The 16,504-nt window shown below is 65.3% G+C and carries 21 protein-coding genes; 11 read left to right on the top strand and 10 right to left on the bottom strand.

Translation table 11 applies throughout. The features are described from left to right. Positions 1-164 precede the first annotated feature (164 nt). A complete protein-coding gene (locus E4K64_RS18880) occupies positions 165-395 on the bottom strand; it encodes a hypothetical protein (protein ID WP_135164867.1) in 231 nt (76 codons plus the stop codon). After that, positions 392-1,171 carry a sulfite exporter TauE/SafE family protein gene (locus E4K64_RS18875; RefSeq protein ID WP_135164866.1) on the bottom strand — a complete coding sequence of 260 codons (780 nt, stop codon included), beginning with the start codon at positions 1,169-1,171 and terminating at the stop codon, positions 392-394. The genes E4K64_RS18880 and E4K64_RS18875 overlap by 4 nt, the downstream gene beginning before the upstream one ends. 205 nt (positions 1,172-1,376) lie before the next feature. Between E4K64_RS18875 and E4K64_RS18870 the strand changes: the two genes are divergently transcribed. The 4 genes from E4K64_RS18870 to uvrB all read left to right on the top strand — a co-directional run bounded on the left by E4K64_RS18870 (position 1,377) and on the right by uvrB (position 6,001). Then, positions 1,377-2,294 (top strand): LysR substrate-binding domain-containing protein, encoded by a 918-nt coding sequence (locus E4K64_RS18870; protein WP_135164865.1) that lies wholly within the window; start codon positions 1,377-1,379, stop codon positions 2,292-2,294. A 113-nt stretch (positions 2,295-2,407) separates the two neighbouring features. Next, positions 2,408-2,632: a hypothetical protein gene (locus tag E4K64_RS18865; RefSeq protein WP_135164864.1), complete on the top strand. Its 225-nt coding sequence runs from the start codon at positions 2,408-2,410 to the stop codon at positions 2,630-2,632. A gap of 57 nt (positions 2,633-2,689) precedes the next feature. Beyond that, on the top strand, positions 2,690-2,920 hold the full coding sequence (locus E4K64_RS18860; RefSeq protein WP_135164863.1) for a hypothetical protein: 231 nt from the start codon (positions 2,690-2,692) through the stop codon (positions 2,918-2,920). Positions 2,921-3,013: 93 nt separating this feature from the next. Then, positions 3,014-6,001: an excinuclease ABC subunit UvrB gene (uvrB, locus tag E4K64_RS18855; protein ID WP_135164862.1), complete on the top strand. Its 2,988-nt coding sequence runs from the start codon at positions 3,014-3,016 to the stop codon at positions 5,999-6,001. Positions 6,002-6,075: 74 nt separating this feature from the next. Here uvrB and E4K64_RS18850 read toward each other — a convergent pair whose 3' ends face one another. After that, on the bottom strand, positions 6,076-6,462 hold the full coding sequence (locus tag E4K64_RS18850; RefSeq protein ID WP_135164861.1) for a hypothetical protein: 387 nt from the start codon (positions 6,460-6,462) through the stop codon (positions 6,076-6,078). A gap of 388 nt (positions 6,463-6,850) precedes the next feature. Here E4K64_RS18850 and E4K64_RS18845 point away from each other — a divergent pair, with 388 nt between their 5' ends. From E4K64_RS18845 to E4K64_RS40385, 5 genes are all read left to right on the top strand, one after another. Beyond that, positions 6,851-7,297, top strand: a complete 447-nt coding sequence (locus E4K64_RS18845) for a nuclear transport factor 2 family protein (RefSeq protein ID WP_135164860.1) — start codon at positions 6,851-6,853, stop codon at positions 7,295-7,297. 219 nt (positions 7,298-7,516) lie between these two features. After that, complete coding sequence (locus tag E4K64_RS18840; protein WP_135164859.1) at positions 7,517-7,957, top strand: nuclear transport factor 2 family protein; 441 nt, start codon at positions 7,517-7,519, stop codon at positions 7,955-7,957. Positions 7,958-8,222: 265 nt separating this feature from the next. Continuing rightward, positions 8,223-9,143, top strand: a complete 921-nt coding sequence (locus E4K64_RS18835; RefSeq protein ID WP_135164858.1) for a hypothetical protein — start codon at positions 8,223-8,225, stop codon at positions 9,141-9,143. Positions 9,144-9,470: 327 nt separating this feature from the next. Beyond that, positions 9,471-9,893, top strand: a complete 423-nt coding sequence (locus E4K64_RS18830; RefSeq protein WP_135164857.1) for a hypothetical protein — start codon at positions 9,471-9,473, stop codon at positions 9,891-9,893. 351 nt (positions 9,894-10,244) lie between these two features. Then, the gene (locus E4K64_RS40385; protein WP_018648329.1) at positions 10,245-10,382 is read left to right on the top strand and encodes a hypothetical protein; all 138 of its coding nucleotides are present in this window, start codon (positions 10,245-10,247) and stop codon (positions 10,380-10,382) included. 42 nt (positions 10,383-10,424) lie between these two features. On the opposite strand, the gene E4K64_RS40380 is transcribed toward E4K64_RS40385, so the two are convergent. The 3 genes from E4K64_RS40380 to E4K64_RS18820 all read right to left on the bottom strand — a co-directional run bounded on the left by E4K64_RS40380 (position 10,425) and on the right by E4K64_RS18820 (position 11,837). Beyond that, entirely contained in the window at positions 10,425-10,571 is a 147-nt protein-coding gene (locus E4K64_RS40380) for a hypothetical protein (protein WP_164718786.1), read from the bottom strand. A 331-nt stretch (positions 10,572-10,902) separates the two neighbouring features. Next, entirely contained in the window at positions 10,903-11,385 is a 483-nt protein-coding gene (locus tag E4K64_RS18825; protein ID WP_135164856.1) for a MaoC family dehydratase, read from the bottom strand. Beyond that, positions 11,385-11,837, bottom strand: a complete 453-nt coding sequence (locus E4K64_RS18820) for a MaoC family dehydratase (RefSeq protein ID WP_126259080.1) — start codon at positions 11,835-11,837, stop codon at positions 11,385-11,387. The genes E4K64_RS18825 and E4K64_RS18820 overlap by 1 nt, the downstream gene beginning before the upstream one ends. A gap of 166 nt (positions 11,838-12,003) precedes the next feature. Here E4K64_RS18820 and E4K64_RS18815 point away from each other — a divergent pair, with 166 nt between their 5' ends. After that, on the top strand, positions 12,004-12,300 hold the full coding sequence (locus E4K64_RS18815) for a DUF4282 domain-containing protein (RefSeq protein WP_135164855.1): 297 nt from the start codon (positions 12,004-12,006) through the stop codon (positions 12,298-12,300). Between the two features lie 122 nt (positions 12,301-12,422). On the opposite strand, the gene ychF is transcribed toward E4K64_RS18815, so the two are convergent. The 4 genes from ychF to E4K64_RS18795 form a co-directional block, all read right to left on the bottom strand. After that, entirely contained in the window at positions 12,423-13,520 is a 1,098-nt protein-coding gene (gene ychF, locus E4K64_RS18810; RefSeq protein ID WP_135164854.1) for a redox-regulated ATPase YchF, read from the bottom strand. Positions 13,521-13,525: 5 nt separating this feature from the next. Beyond that, entirely contained in the window at positions 13,526-14,131 is a 606-nt protein-coding gene (gene pth / locus E4K64_RS18805) for an aminoacyl-tRNA hydrolase (RefSeq protein WP_135164853.1), read from the bottom strand. Positions 14,132-14,192: 61 nt separating this feature from the next. Then, complete coding sequence (locus E4K64_RS18800; protein ID WP_126259076.1) at positions 14,193-14,909, bottom strand: 50S ribosomal protein L25/general stress protein Ctc; 717 nt, start codon at positions 14,907-14,909, stop codon at positions 14,193-14,195. 282 nt (positions 14,910-15,191) lie between these two features. Then, a complete protein-coding gene (locus E4K64_RS18795) occupies positions 15,192-15,443 on the bottom strand; it encodes an accessory factor UbiK family protein (protein WP_135164852.1) in 252 nt (83 codons plus the stop codon). Positions 15,444-15,640: 197 nt separating this feature from the next. On the opposite strand from E4K64_RS18795, the gene lgt reads away from it, so the two are divergent. Beyond that, positions 15,641-16,486, top strand: a complete 846-nt coding sequence (gene lgt / locus E4K64_RS18790; RefSeq protein WP_135164851.1) for a prolipoprotein diacylglyceryl transferase — start codon at positions 15,641-15,643, stop codon at positions 16,484-16,486. Positions 16,487-16,504 lie beyond the last annotated feature (18 nt).

Here is a 16,504-nt window from a genome sequence, read left to right as displayed (position 1 = left end):
CTGCCAGCTCCTCATCCTGAGGAGCGCGGAACGCGCGTCTCGAAGGACGAAGGCCTGAGCTCGGCCTCGGCCCTTCGAGACGCGCGCAAGATGCGCGCTCCTCAGGGTGAGGGTCTCCCATTCTGGATTGCTTCGCTTGCACTCGCAACGCCGATGCGGAGGATTTACCGCCCGTTGTTCCGCAGCAGCCGCTCGCCGCCTTCCGTCACCGCGATCACCAGCCCGAGGCCGGCAACCGTCTCGCGCGCGACATAGCCGCGCTCAGTGGCGTCTTCCCAGATGGTGAGGCGCGGGCACGAGGTCTTCCAGGTCGCGATCACCTCGGCATAGGCGCGAGGCTCGCGCGCGACCCATTCGACGAAGTCCAGCACCAGCGGATCGGCCGTCTCGCTCATTGCAAACCTCCCCTGTCGAAGGCGGCCAGCACGGGCGCACGAAGCAACAGCCAGCCGCCATAGGCGATGTAATAGCAGGCAATGGTGGTGATCAACTTGTTCGACCAGGCCATGAACTGCTGGTCGGTCATGGCTTCCAGGATGCGCCGCGCCAGCGTGGTGCCGAGCATCGAGGCCGCGATCGCGACGCCGGCGAGCACGGGATCGAGGCTTGCGGCCTGATCGATGATGCCGCCGAAATAGATCAGCTTGGTGAAATGGCTGACGAGCTGGCACATCGCCTTCGTCGCCACCTTCTCGCGCCGCCCGAAATTGCCGCCGAGGAAGAAGGTATCGAGCAGCGGGCCGGAGACGCCGGTCATCAGCATCAGGCCCATGCAGATCGTGCCATAGACCGTGCCCTGCCAGAGACGGTCGGGATCCGGCTTGATGTTCGCGGGCAAGAGCCGCGCCATGAACGGGGTGATGCCGAGCAGCAGCAGCGCCGTCGGCTTGTCCGGCACGTAGCGGGTGAGCGACCAGGCCGCGAGCGCCACGGCGGCGCCGACCATATAGTTAGCGACCGGCCGCCAGCGGATATGCCCCCGCCACAGGAACGCGCGCCACCCGTTCGAGGCCATCTGCGTGATCGCGTGCAGCACCATCGCCGTCGGCAGCGGCATCAGGGCCAGGAGCACGCCGATCAGGATCAGCCCGCCCGCCATGCCGAACAGCCCCGACAGGAACGCGGTGGCGACCATCAGCAATCCGAGGGCAGCGATCATGATGGGCGTCACGAAGGGGAATCTCCGCACAAGTGAGGAACGGCAAACTGTTCGTCTCCCTCGCCCCGCGCGGGGAGAGGCGAAGAACCGCGACGCGCGCGACAAATCGGCTTAAATCTACTTTGCAAGTTGTGCCTCGCTTGCCCCTGCTTCGCAAACTGAGTTATCTTGGCCTGGCCTCAGCTTTCCTGAGGGTCTTGGCACAAGGGTCTTGCATTTGCGGCGGCTGCTGTTTCTCAACGGCATCAAGGCATTCGAGGCGGCGGCGCGGACCGGCAGCTTTGCCGCGGCCGGGCTCGAGCTGAGCGTGTCCGCAGCCGCCGTCAGCCGCATGGTGCATCTGCTGGAAGAGCGGCTTGGCGTCGCGCTGTTCGAGCGCAAGGCCAATCGCCTGGTGCTGACGCAGGCCGGCCGCGCCTATCAAAGCGGGCTGACGCCGATTTTCGATGCGCTGGCCAGCCTCACCGCGCAGGTGACGGCGCCGGCGAGCGTCCGCGTGCTCACCATCGGCGTCGGCCACACCTTTGCGATGCGCTGGCTGATCCCGCGCCTGTCCGAGTTTCGCAGCGAGGAGCCCGATATCGAGGTGCGCTTCACCACCGGCGGCGCGTCAGTGCCGTTCGGCGAAGACTGGAGCTGCGGCATCAAGCTCGGCACCGGCGACTGGCCCGGCCTCGTCGCCGAGCCGCTGTTCGCCGGCGACCTCACGCCGGTCGGCGTGCCCCGCCTCGCGAGCGGCCTGAAGCGCCCGGCCGATTTGAAGGGCCCGAGCCTGATCCGCGTGGCGCACTCGGCCGAGGACTGGCCGATCTGGCTGAAGGCCGCCGGCGTCACCCGGATCAACGCGCGCGGGCCGGAGTTTCAGTTCTACGGCCAGGCGCTGCAGGCCGCTGCCGACGGACTCGGCATCGCCATGGGCATCCGCCCCTATATCGACGACGACCTCGCCGCCGGCCGGCTGGTGGCGCCGTTCGATCTCTCGGTGCCCAAGGGCATGCGCTGGTATCTGCTCTATCGCAGTTTTCAGACCGAGCAGCGCGACTTTGCCGCGTTCCGCCGCTGGATCATGCGTGCGGCGGCGGAACCCGCGGCCCGGCCGGGGAAGCGGGTCGGCCGTATTGCGGCGCGGAACTGACGCCCGACGGCAAAAAAGCCGGCTGCTTTGTGAACGGCTTCACATCCCGAAAATCGCAAACGTGGTCCCCTGACTCTCCAACAAGACACGTACGGAACACTTCGGGGACGACCATGACGACCATCTACGACGGCTTTGACATCGAATCCTTCGAGGCTGGCAAAGGCCTCTGGCACGCCCGCATCCGCCGCGCCGATCTCAGCCCCCTCGCCATCGACGGCGTGCTGTTTCCGGCCATGGAAGTCGGTTTCGCCTGGCCGGATCAGAACGCCGCGATCGCCGACGCCAAGCATCACATCGACCGCTTCCGCCGGCGGACCGACAGCGACGACGAATAAGCGGGCCGGACGGCAAGCCAATCAGGGACGGCGCAAGTCAAGAAGGGGCAATTGGTCATGTCAGTCATCGAATTCGAAGGCCCGTCGCGGCCGAGGATCTACGCCCGCGCTGTGCTGTCCAACTGCCCGGAATGCGACGGCGATCTCACCGTGCTCCGGGTGATCGGCGGGCGCGCCGGATGCGAGTACTGGACCATGCGCTGCACCGATTGCGGCGGCATCCACCTCGACATCCTCGAACCCTATCGGGCGAGCGAGGACAGCGAGGGTCCGCTGCCGGCGTCGTAAGGTTCCTTGCTGCTGCCAACCTGCTGTCAGCAGCCTGCATGGCGACGGCCATTCGCCCTTTATCGGGAGGCGGACTCGTCCCATATTCGCCTCATGGCGAAGAAACCTGCATCCTCCGAAAAATCCGGCAAATCCCCCAAGACCAAGGCCCCGAACTCGAAGGCGCCAAATTCTAAAGCTCATCGGCCTGACGTGCAGCCGATCGGGCCGGCGCTGGCGGAATTGCTCAATCCCGCGATCAACCGCGGAGACGCCGGGCTGGGATCCGGCACCGGCCTGCAGCCGCCGCCGGACAATTCGCGCGACCGGCGATCCGGAGGCGAAGCCGCCGCGCATCGCGCGCGCGCTTCGACGCCGAAGGAATTTCCGCAGGATCGTGCGCGTCCGATGCCGCTGCGGCCCAACCCGCAGCCGCCGGGCGCGCGTCAGTCCGGTGAGCTTGCCGGATTGGAGGAGGCGCCGCAGGCCAACTACGGAACCGCAGCCACGATCCCGACGCTCGATCCGGAACTGGCGCGGCAGCTCGGGCTTCCCACCGAGGAGGACGATGCCGAGGCGCTGGCGCGGCCGCCGCGCAGCAAGCTGGAAGCGCTCGGCGTCAAGGCGACCGCCGATGCCCTGGAATCGCTGATCCGCGAAGGCCGGCCGGAGTTCCGCAAGGACGACGGCTCCACCAAGGTGTGGACCCCGCACCGGCCGCCGCGCCCGGAAAAGTCCGAAGGCGGCGTGCGGTTCGAGATCAAGTCGTCCTACGAGCCGCGCGGCGACCAGCCGACCGCGATCGCCGAGCTGGTCGAGGGCATCAATCGCAACGACCGCACCCAGGTGCTGCTCGGCGTCACCGGCTCGGGCAAGACCTACACCATGGCGCAGGTCATCGAGAAGACGCAGCGCCCGGCGCTGATCCTGGCACCGAACAAGACGCTCGCCGCCCAGCTCTACGGCGAGTTCAAGAACTTCTTCCCGGACAATGCGGTCGAGTATTTCGTCTCATATTACGATTACTACCAGCCGGAAGCCTACGTCCCGCGCACCGACACCTATATCGAGAAGGATTCCTCGATCAACGAGCAGATCGACCGGATGCGCCACTCGGCGACGCGCGCGCTGCTCGAACGCGACGACGTCATCATCGTCGCCTCGGTGTCCTGCATCTACGGTATCGGCTCGGTCGAGACCTACACGGCGATGACCTTCGCGCTGAAGAAGGGCGAGCGCATCGACCAGCGCCAGCTCATCGCCGACCTCGTCGCGTTGCAGTACAAGCGCACCCAGGCCGATTTTACCCGCGGCACTTTCCGGGTGCGCGGCGACGTCATCGACATCTTCCCGGCGCACTATGAGGACCGCGCCTGGCGCGTGAACCTGTTCGGCGACACCATCGAGACCATCGAGGAGTTCGATCCGCTCACCGGCCACAAGCAGGACGAGCTCGAATTCATCAAGATGTACGCCAACTCGCACTACGTGACGCCGCGCCCGACCCTGGTGCAGGCGATCAAGTCGATCAAATCGGAGCTGAAGCAGCGGCTCGACCAGCTCCACAACCAGGGCCGTCTGCTGGAGGCGCAGCGGCTGGAGCAGCGCACCACCTTCGACCTCGAGATGATGGAGGCGACGGGAAGCTGCGCCGGCATCGAGAACTATTCGCGCTACCTCACCGGGCGCCGTCCCGGCGAGCCGCCGCCGACCCTGTTCGAATACGTGCCCGACAACGCGCTGATCTTCGCCGACGAGAGCCACGTCACCATCCCGCAGATCGGCGCCATGTTCCGCGGCGACTTCCGCCGCAAGGCGACGCTGGCCGAATACGGCTTCCGTCTGCCCTCCTGCATGGACAACCGTCCGCTCCGCTTCGAGGAATGGGACATGATGCGACCGCAGACCATCGCGGTGTCGGCAACGCCGAGCGGCTGGGAGCTGAACGAGAGCGGCGGCGTGTTCGTCGAGCAGGTCATTCGTCCGACCGGACTGATCGATCCACCGGTCGACATTCGCCCGGCCCGCACCCAGGTCGACGATCTCGTCGGCGAGGTGCGCGCGACCGCGCAGGCCGGCTATCGCTCGCTGATCACGGTGCTGACCAAGCGCATGGCGGAAGACCTCACCGAATATCTGCACGAGCAGGGCATCCGCGTCCGCTACATGCACAGCGACATCGACACCATCGAGCGCATCGAGATCATCCGCGATTTGCGCCTCGGCGCCTTCGACGCGCTGGTCGGCATCAACCTGCTGCGCGAGGGCCTCGACATCCCCGAATGCGCCCTGGTCGCGATCCTCGACGCCGACAAGGAAGGCTTTCTGCGCAGCGAGACCTCGCTGATCCAGACCATCGGCCGCGCCGCGCGCAACGTCGACGGCAAGGTGATCCTCTACGCCGACCAGATGACCGGCTCGATGGAGCGCGCCATCGCGGAGACCAACCGGCGCCGCGAGAAGCAGGTCGAGTACAACAACGCCAACGGCATCACGCCGGAGAGCGTGAAGAAGCAGATCGGCGACATCCTCAACTCCGTCTACGAGCGCGACCACGTGCTGGTCGAGGTCGGCGGCCACGACATGACCGACGACGTCATCTCGATCGGCCACAATTTCGAAGCCGTGCTCGCGGACCTGGAAACCCGCATGCGCGAGGCCGCAGCCGATCTGAACTTCGAGGAAGCCGCCCGCCTGCGCGACGAGGTCAAGCGCCTGCGCGCCACCGAGCTCGCGGTGGTCGACGATCCCACCGCCAAGCAGCGCACCGTCGCCGGCAAGGCCGGCGCCTATGCCGGAGCTAAGAAGTACGGCGATGCGGCGAACTTGCCGGTCAGCGCGATGAAGAAGAAAACGGTCGGCTCCGCGTTGAAGGCGAGCGGCGGCAGCGGCTCGAAGGTGCACAAGCCGCATCTCGACGAGATGCACGGCCCGGAGTCGCTGCCCTACCGCGAGAAGCCGAGCCTGCCGGCAAAGCCGTTCGGCAGCACCAGCCGGATCATCCAGCCGACGGACTCAAGGCAATCGGGCCCGGAGTTCGGGCCGGCGCCGAAGTCGACCGGCGGGATGCCGGGACGGCGGGGTGGGTGGAAGAAGAGGTAGGCCTAGAGGCAACACCGTTCGTGGCTATGGATTCCGGGCTCGCTTTGCAGCGCCCCGGAATGACGGCGGAGACCTCACCCCACGCTCGCCGTCACCACGGCCATCACCGACAGCAGCAGCACGATGGTGACGAGCTGGAGCGAGGCGACCGGCTGGGTGCGCCAGGCCGTGATCTTGTCGGACAGCGACAGATGGGCCTCGAAGAATTTCGACTCGTAGACGGTCTTGAACAGGTGCGGGAAGCTTGGGCCGAACGTCACGGCCAGCAGCGCGTGGGCGAGCGAGGCGATGGCGACGAAGATGGCGACGCCGGGATCGCCGACGAGATCGTGGTTGCCGCAGAGCTTGAGCAGGAAGGCGGCCAGGGCGAAGGTCGGGAAGCTCTGCAGGATCGCGGTCAGCGCGAGGCCTTCGAGCGCGTTGTGCAGGCGGGACTTTCGGACTCTGGCGATGGCAGCCATGGCACGTCTCCCTGATGACACCCTGATGACTTGGGGATGACGTTAGCGGCGATGCCCACGGGGCGATGTGAGATGGGTCACGCGCTTTTCGACGCCGGACAAGAATGAGAAGGGGGCCGGGCTTGTGGCGTTGAACCTACCGCCCGCTCCGCGTTGAGAGGGGTGGCTCCGGGAGTTCGCTCGCCCCGCTCCTGCGCGTTGCGCGACGGGCCGCACATTCCAGCACGAATTCGTGCAGCCACCCCATTACTCAACTCTCAGTTGCATGCCATGAACCTGGCATTGCACTGGCGCGTCATACCGTCTGCAACGTCCCTGTGGTTTTGCGGATTGCCGGTGCGCGGGGCCACGCGCTAGCGTTGCACAACGGCCAGAGAGGACGGGCGGAATGACGATCGAGAAGCTCAATCGCCAACGCGTGCTGCATCTGCTCGACGCCTTTGTGCGCGGCGATATCGAAGCCGCGCTGTCCTGCTGCACCGACGACGTCGACTTCCTCACCCATGCGCCGATCGACGTGCTGCCGCATATGGGGCCCCGCCACGGCAAGGCCGAATTGCGCGAGCTGTGGCAGACGATCTGGTCGCGCTATTCCGAAGTTCGCTACAAGGCGCCGCACATTGTCGCCGAGGGCGAGGCGGTCGCGACCTACATACAGACCTATTTCAGGAAGCGCAGCAACGACCGCATCGTGCAGTTCGACATGGCCGTGTTCTATACCTTCCGCGGCAGGCTGGTGGCTGAGATCCGCGAGATCATCGATTCCTACGATCTGGTGCAGCAGGTGCTGGAGCGCGAAATCGGGCCGTTGATCACGGGCGTGCAGGTGGATTGATCGCTTCTCGCCTCGAACCCGGATCCGAGCCCGGAAGATTACGGGGTTCTATTGTAAATCTCACAAACCCCGTTCAATTGTGCATTGCGAAAACGTGAATTGCGTTTTGGCCGAAACCTACTATTTTGTTCGCATACAAATGAGTTGATCCCCCCCGGCGCCTGACTGCGCGTGGGGTTGTTTTCCGTTTTTTCGCAAGCCAGCTTCAGGACTGCCAGAATGACAGAGCACAGCCTCTGGCGTTTCTCGCGCGCGTTGCACCGCGCGATCAACGACCGGCATTTCGGGGATATCGAGGCCCTGATCGACGAGGACGTCGAATGGGCGCTCTACGGCCCGATCGACATGTTTCCGTTCCTCGGCGCGCGCCAGGGCAAGGACGCCGTGCTCGACGTCATCCGTCAGCTCGCCGACAATTTCCAGGTCCGCCGCTTCGACCGCGAGAGCATCATGCTCGGCGTCGATTCCGCCGCTTCGATGGTGCGCTATTCACTCACGGCCCTGGATTCCAACAAGCCGATCAGCCTGCGGGTCGCGCAGTTCGCCCAGTTCAGGGCAGGCAAGCTCGTCAGCATGCGCGTCCTGATCGACACGTTCGATCTGGTCGAGCAGGCACTCGGCCGCGCCATTCATCTGCCGAAGATGACCAGCGTCGGCTGACGGGGACACCAACGGGCCCCGCTGTTCGGGACCGATGACGATGCCGGCTGCGACGTCCTGGCTTCCAGCCCCGCCGGATGCCGTCGCGCCAGGAGCTCGTCATCGGGCGCGCGCCGCGCGCGCGGCCCGTTGGTTCGCCGCCTTGAAGGCACCGCCACAATTTCGCAACGATGGGTCAGCATTTTCGCGCGCAATGGCGCATGGTCTTTGCTGACGGCCGATATATGTTATCGGACAGCATGCGTTGGGGCTCGCGGGCAGGACGATGGAATTCTCGACAGGGTTTGGCTGGACCAGGCTGCCGATGCTGGCGGCCACATTCATTTTGGGCTCGGTTCTGACGGCCTCGGCGCAGATCATCCCGCCCTTCTCCCCCGCAGCGGCCGCGCCCGACGACGAGGCCGAAACCGAGACGGCAGAGCCGGTCGACGTCAACGATCCGGACGTGCTCAAAGGCATCGACGTCGACAAGCTCGATTGGAGCCAGCTCGCGGTCGACGCCGGCACCGGCATCGATCCCATGGCCGCCAAGAAACGCGCCCAGGCCGCCGCCAGGGACGGGCTGGACTGGTCGTCCAATGCCAACGCGAACGGCTCCTCGGCGGTGACGGTGAAGCAGTCCGTATCCTCGTTCTGGGATACGCGGATCGGCGCCGACATTACGGTGACGAGCGAGCCGCGGACGATGTCCGAGCTGCTGGCGCAGAAGGCCACCAACGGCGGCAACCTGCCGCAATCCTCCGGCAGCGCCTGGGCGACGGCAACCGCGCCCGGCGCCGGCGCGATCTGGGACAAGACCGCGGTGGAAGCCCGCGTCGATCCCGGCGCCGAGCAGAGCAAGATCGGGGCCTCGCTGACCAAATCGGTGCCGCTGTCGAGCGACACCGCGCTGACGCTCCAGAACGGCTACAGCGTCAACCAGCAGGGCACCAGCGCCGTGCCCGGCATCGGCGGCCACATCACCCGCAATTACGAAACCGACCAGTCCGCCAAGGTCACCCTCAGCGACACCGGCACCAGCATCACCGCCGGCCAGACGCTGTCGACCACCGACGACAAATGGCTGCGCAAGGTCGGCGCCGAGCAGAAGCTGTTCGACAACGTCACCGTCTCCGGCTCGGTCGGCGAGACCTCGCAAGGCGCGATCAACAAGAGCGTGACGGCCGGCTTCAAGAAGAGCTGGTAGTTCCACGCTCCACCTTCTCCCCTCATCCTGAGGGCACTCCGAAGGAGCGCGTCTCGAAGGATCGAGGCCCCTCTGCCACAGCCGGGCCTGCATGGTTCGAGACGCGCGCGAGAGCGCGCTCCTCACCATGAGGGGATAGGGTTGGCGTCCCCGCAACGGCGTTCACACTCTCCTAACCATGCGCCACGGCAAAACCCCCGAATGGTCCGCCCTTGCCGCATCTTGGCCCATTTGCGGCCAAAATCGGACGCCCTGATAGGGAAGCCTCACAGACGTCGTCGTGCGGGGGACACTCGCGCTGCGCTCAACGCGAACAGGGGAACAACGATGAACGCCATGCGTCCCGAAAAGATCGAGACCACCGAGACCGAGACGGTCGACACCAACCTCGCCGCCGTGACGGAGGTCGAGGCCGGCATCCGTGACTTCGTGCGCAACGATATCGCCTATCTGCGCCGGCCGGCGTCGACCACCACCGACGCGCCGCCGCTCGACCCGAGCGCGGAAGCCACCGTCAACAACGTCAACTCGCTGATCCAGCGCGTCGCCGGCACCTCGCTTGCCGAGATCGAGAACCTGATCTCCGAGCTCGAGAGCCTGCGCGACCTGCTCCATGCCGAAGGCCAGCGCGTCCAGCGCGAGATCTCCGGCTACGCCCAGCTCAGCCAGGCCGCGATGAAGTCGACCCGCATGATCGCCGACAACGTCGCGCAGTGGAAGCGCGCCGCCGACGGCCTGCGCAACAGCTGATCGCAAAGCACCGCATCACCGGCCGCCGCGTTCTCCCAAGGGAGCGCGGCGGTTTTGATTCCGGGAGGGTGCGATAGGCTACACTGCCTCTCCAACAGAGCTGTCATCACCCGCGAAAGCGGGTGATCCAGTATTCCAGAGACGGCGGTGATCGAGCCGAGAGGCCTCGGCGCACTGGATGCCCCCGGTCAAGCCGGGGCATGACAGCAGAGGGTGTGGCCGCGACGACAGCGCTGCGGTGCATGCGCGTTCACATGGTCAGCGCCGCGCGTCCTTTTGAACCCGCCGCCCGTCCCCGGCGACCAATGGCAGGCACCCGTGCCGCCGTGGCCGGGCCTGGGGATATTTCAGATGGAAAGCATTCGGCCCGACACCACGGACCCGATACCGTTGCGGCCCGCGCCGAACCAATTCGGCACGATCATGCTGCGCTTTGTCGGGCTGCTGGCGGTTGCGATCGCCGTCCTGGCGTTCGTCTATAGCCGCTGAGCTGCGGCGGCCGGATGCCGGCCGCGAAAAATGAACGAAGTGTTACCGGCTCGCGTCGGCGGCCGAGATTTCCAGGGTATAGGCGCCATCGGCATAGCCCTTCACCACCATGCCGGCAACCAGCATCACGGCGAGCGTCGCGGTCGCGAAGATAAATCCAACAAACTTGAGTGCGCCGCGATCTGCCATGGTCCTCGTCCCCTGTCTCTGCCAATTGGTTTCAAATAGACAGCGACAGGTTCATAATTAGTTAGCAACTCACTGGTTCCGCAGAAACGCTTCGCGATAATCATGTTGCGCAGGCTTATGGCAGCCGTCCCGAATCGCGTCCATAGCGCGCGGGCAACACTCGCTCGGTTTCTCCTCTCCCTCTCCCCGTTCTTACGGGGAGAGGGAGAGGGGCCTCTCTCAGCGTACGGGATGTCGAGAGACCTGTACCCTCTCACCCGAATTCGATCTACGATCGAATTCGACCTCTCCCCGCAAGCGGGGAAAGGTGAAGAAACCAGCTCGATCCCGTCTAACCGCTGTTCGCACGCCTCGGCACGAAGGCTGAAGCGGTGATGGAATAGACGTCTTCGCCGCGCTGGTTGGTGCCGGTGGTGTGGGCGGTCAGGATGCCCCAGCCGGGGCGCGAGGCCGAGATGCGCTTGTCGGTGACGACGTTGACGTACGCGACGGTATCGCCGGCGAGCACCGGCCTGATCCAGCGCAGGTCACGAAAGCCCGGCGACGGGCCCCACACCGCAACCTCCTCGCCGCGCGAAGCGGCCTCGCGCGCCAGACGCTGGCCGTCGGCGACAAGCAGGCTCATGCAGGCCGAGCCGACATGCCAGCCCGACGCGGCGAGCCCGCCGAACAGCGAGTTCTTGCCCTCCTCCTCGTCGAGATGAAAACGCTGCGGATCGAACTTGGCGGCGAATGTCTTGATGGCCTCGGCGGTGAACGTATAGGTGCCGATCTCGCGGCGCTGGCCGATCTCGATGTCGTCGAAGAACTGCATCAGGCCGCTCCCTCGCGCCGCTTGATCAGGATCGGCGACGTCATCTCGGCGAGCGCCTCACCCTTGGCGTTGCGCGCGGTGCATTTGAACTTGACGATGCCGAGCTCGGGCCGGCTCTTCGAGCTGCGCGCCTCCATCACGTCGACATCGAGCGTGAGGTCGTCGCCGGGCCGCAGCGGCGAGAGCCAACGCACCTCGTCGACGCCGGGCGATCCCAGCGATGCGGCGCGGGTGATGAAGCCGTCGGCCATCATCCGCATCATCAGCGAGCAGAGATGCCAGCCCGAGCCGGACAGACCGCGCAGCATGCTTTTGCTGGCGGCCTCCTCGTCCAGGTGCATCGGCTGCGGATCGAACTCGGCGGCAAAGGCCAAAATCTCGTCGCGGGTGACGTGGCGCGGGCCGAACGTGCCGAACCGGCCGGGCGGGAAATCTTCGAAGGTCAGGGTCATCTTGGGAAAGCTTCGCGGGAATGACAGATTGTGGCCGCACTTTGCGGCAATCTCAACCCGCCGGCCCGCATGGCTCGTGCTACATACCGGGTGGCGGCGTTGATCTGAGTCGGATCGACCGAGGACCGGGATCCATTTACCAAGGCCCAATGCCCTGGGGAGAGCAATGTTTTCATTCAGCGACCTGTTTCAATGGGACCGCTTTATCACGCCGACCATCATCAAGACCTTCTATTGGCTGGTGATCGCGCTGATCTGCCTGTTCGGTCTCTCCGGCATCTTCTCCGGGCTCGCCGCGATGGCGATCAGCCCGTTCGGCGGCTTCCTGGTGCTGCTGTCGTCGATCGCGAGCGTCGTCGTCGGAATCGTCTTCTCGCGCATCCTCGCGGAGCTGATCCTGATCGTCTTCCGCATCAACGAACATCTCGGCGCGATCCGCGACCAGGGCAGCGGGATGCGGTGAGCCTCGCAGGTGCCGTAGGGTGGGCAAAGGCGCGCTTGCGCCGTGCCCACGATCTTTCTCAATGGCTACAGGCGGTGGGCACGCTTCCGCTTTGCCCACCCTACGGCACCGGTATTCCCGGCTTACGTATTAAACCTGAAATGCATCACGTCGCCGTCGGCGACGACGTATTCCTTGCCTTCGAGGCGGAGCTTGCCGGCATCGCGCGCGCCGGCTTCGCCGCCCAGCGCGACGTAGTCCTCATACGCAATCGTCTCGGCGCGAATAAAACCCTTCTCGAAATCGGTGTGGATCACGCCGGCCGCCGCGGGCGCCTTGGTGCCGCGATGGATGGTCCAGGCGCGGGCTTCCTTCGGGCCGACGGTGAAATAGGTGATGAGGTCGAGCAGCTTGTAGCCGGCGCGGATCAGGCGATCGAGGCCGGCTTCGTCCAGGCCGAGCGTCTCCAGGAAGTCGGCGCGCTCTTCACGTGAGATCGTGGCGATCTCGGATTCGATTTTTGCCGAGATGACGACGGCGACAGCGCCCTCCTTGGCGGCCTGCTCCTCCACGGCGTTGGAGAACGCATTGCCGGTCGCGGCCGAGCCTTCCTCGACGTTGCAGACATAGAGCACGGGCTTGGAGGACAGCAGGCCGAGCATGGAGAAGGCACGCTCCTCCTCCGCCTTGCGCTCGACGAGGCGCGCGGGCTTGCCCTCGCGCAGCAGCACCAGGGTGCGGTTGACGAGGTCGAGCTGCTCCTTTGCGTCCTTGTCGTTGCCCTTGGCCTTCTTGGTGAGGTTGTCGACGCGCTTTTCGAGGCTGTCGAGGTCGGCGAGCATCAGCTCGGTCTCGATGGTCTCGATGTCGGCGAGGGGGGCGATCTTGCCCTCGACATGGGTGATGTCGGAATCTTCAAAGCAGCGCACCACATGCGCGATGGCGTCGACCTCGCGGATGTTGGCGAGGAACTGATTGCCGAGGCCTTCGCCCTTGGAGGCGCCGCGGACCAGGCCCGCGATGTCGACGAAGGTCAGCCGGGTCGGGATGATCTGGCCGGACTTGGCGATGGCGGCGAGCTTCTCCAGCCGCGGATCCGGCACGGCGACCTCGCCGACATTCGGCTCGATGGTGCAGAACGGATAGTTCGCGGCCTGCGCCGCGGCCGTCTCGGTCAGCGCGTTGAACAAGGTCGACTTGCCGACATTGGGCAATCCGACGATTCCGCATTTGAATCCCACCAGCGTTATTCCTTGCCGTTGTCGTCCTTGGTCAAAAATCCCTTCGCCTGCATGGCGAGATGCACCCTGTTGGCGAAGGTCGCGTCCGTGCCCTTGGCCACCAGGCCTGCGTGCTCGGCCACCGCCTCGCACAGCGTCGCCACCCAGTCGTTGTCGGCCTTGGCGAAGTCCGACAGCACGTGGGCGTGCACCAGTTCCTTGACGCCGGGATGACCGATGCCGAGGCGCACGCGGCGATAGTCGTTGCCGATATGCGCCGAGATCGACCGCAGGCCGTTGTGTCCGGCGATGCCGCCGCCGATCTTCACCCGCACCTTGCCCGGCTGCAGTTCGAGCTCGTCATGGAACACGGTGACGTCGCCGGGCGCGATCTTGAAGAAGCTCGCCGCTTCCTGAACGCTGCGGCCGGATTCGTTCATGTAGGTGGTCGGCTTGAGCAGGATCACGCGCTCAGGTCCGAGCGTGCCTTCCGAAGTCTCGCCCTGAAACCTGCGGCGCCACGGCGCAAAGCCATGACGCCGCGCGATCTCGTCGACGGCCATGAAGCCGATATTGTGCCGGTTACGTGCGTATTTCGCGCCGGGATTGCCGAGCCCAACAAAGAGTCGCATGACGCGGCGCGCCCCTCAGCCGGCGCGCGATCAGGGACCCCGCGCCAGCTCTTTCGAGAGATTACTTCTTCTTGTCGCCGCCGGCGGGAGCCTTGGCAGCCGCGGCAGGCGCAGCAGCGCCCGCGGCCGGAGCCGCAGCGCCAGCGGCCGGAGCTGCCGCAGCAGCGCCAGGAGCTGCAGCCGCAGCCGCGGCCTTCTGCTCTTCGGCGTAGCCGGACGGGGGCACGATGGTGACGAGGGTCGCGTCCTCGCGGGTCAGCGCCTTCACGCCGGCCGGCAGCTTGACGTCGGACAGATGCAGCGAGTGACCGATTTCGAGCGAGCCGACATCGGCCTCGATGTACTGCGGAATGCTCTCGACGCCGCATTCGAGCTCGATCGCGTGGGCGACGATGTTGACGGTGCCGCCGCGCTTCACGCCCGGGGACGTTTCCGCCTTCACGACGTGCAAGGGCACGCTGATGCGGATGGTGGCGCCTTCGCCGAGCCGCATGAAGTCGACATGGATCGGGAAGTCCTTGACCGGATCGAGGTGATAGTCGCGCGGAATCACGCGGTGCTTCTTGCCCTCGAGATCGATGTCCACCAGCGTGGTCAGGAACCGGCCGGCGAGGATGCGCTGGCGCAGTTCGCGATCTTCGATCGAGATCGTCACCGGGGGCTGGTTGTTGCCATAGATCACTCCGGGCACGCGCCCGGCGCGACGCTCAGCCCGGGCGGCCCCCTTGCCGCTCTTCGGACGTGCGGTCGCCTTCAATTCCTTGACGGTCGTCGCCATGTCGTTAAGTCCTTGTTTTTGCAAAAGTTAATGGGCCGCAGCGCGGCCCATGGCATAGCTCGCAGCAAGCCTCCAGGGGTGCGGGGGCCACGAACTTGGCGGGCTTTTAGCTGGAAGATGCGGAAATGACAAGGAGAATGGCTGGCGGGAAGAGAGACCGGCTGCCGTCATTCCGGGGCGGTCGCACAGCGACCGAACTATGGTGCGCAATTGCGCACCTGAGAAGCTCGAGATTCCGGGTTCGATGCTGCCGCATCGCCCCGGAATGACGCCGAGGGAAACTTACCCGCCGAGCTTGGCCTCCAGCGCCGCGATGCGCGATTTCAGCGCTTCATTCTCCTCGCGCGCCAGGCGCGCCATGTCCTTGACCGCCTCGAACTCCTCGCGCTTGACCAGATCCATGTCGCGCAGGAATTTCTCCGCCTGGGTCCGCATCACCGTGTCGAACTCGCGCTTGACGCCCTGGGCGGCCCCGGCGGCGTCGTTCATCAGGCGGCCGATCTCGTCGAAAAACCGGTTGTTGGTCTGGGTCATGGCTGCCTCCGATAAACTTTGCGCGAACTCTCCGAAACACAATGGCAATCCGAAGGGAGCGGTTCAAGGGCCGCGGGGTGATATCCTTGTCATGCCCCGGTGTCCTTGCAATCGTACTCGACGTCCCTGCATAAGAAGAATCACATGGCGTCTGCTGGCGCCGACCGCCGCGATTTCGCTTGGACATAGAAGGCGCGATGCAGCTTCTTCTGATCGACTTCCCCGCCTTCAAGCCGATCGCGCTCGAGATCGGACCGTTCGCGATCCGCTGGTACGCGCTGGCCTATATCTGCGGCATCGTGTTCGGCTGGCTCTATGCGCGCTCGCTCTTGAAGAACGACCGGCTGTGGGGCGGACCGGCGCCGATCTCGCTGCTCCAGATCGACGACTTCATCCTCTGGGTCACGCTCGGCATCATCCTCGGCGGCCGCACCGGCTACGTGCTGTTCTACAACCTGCCCTTCTTCGTCGATCATCCCGCCGCGATCTTCAGGCTATGGGAGGGCGGCATGTCGTTCCACGGCGGCTTCCTCGGCTGCGTCGTCGCGGTGATGTGGTTTGCCTATCGCAACGGCATCTCGATCCTGTCGCTCGGCGACATCACCACCGCGGTCGCCCCGGTCGGGCTGCTGCTCGGGCGGATCGCCAATTTCATCAACGGCGAATTGTGGGGGCGCGCCACCGACGCGAGCCTGCCCTGGGCGATGATCTTCCCCAACGATCCGACGCAACTGCCGCGTCATCCGAGCCAGCTCTACGAAGCCGGCATGGAGGGCATCCTGCTGTTCACCGTGCTTGCGATCATGATCCGCTACGGTGCCTTGAAGCGGCCCGGCATAATCCTCGGCGCCTTCATCCTGATCTATGGCCTGACCCGGATTGCCGGCGAGCATTTCCGCGAACCGGACGCACAGCTTGGTTTCCTCTGGGGCGGATTAACCATGGGCATGCTGCTGTCGATCCCGATGCTTATCGTCGGCCTCATACTTATTGTATTGGCAGTCAGGCGCGGTGCGCCGCAGCCCGTTGAGGCCATTCGTTAATTCATTTCGAGAAAGTAC

Origin of the sequence: Bradyrhizobium frederickii (assembly GCF_004570865.1) — a bacterium.
GTDB lineage: Bacteria > Pseudomonadota > Alphaproteobacteria > Rhizobiales > Xanthobacteraceae > Bradyrhizobium > Bradyrhizobium frederickii.
Note: the sequence above shows the minus strand (reverse complement) of the source record. Positions and strands in the feature narration are given on the sequence as shown.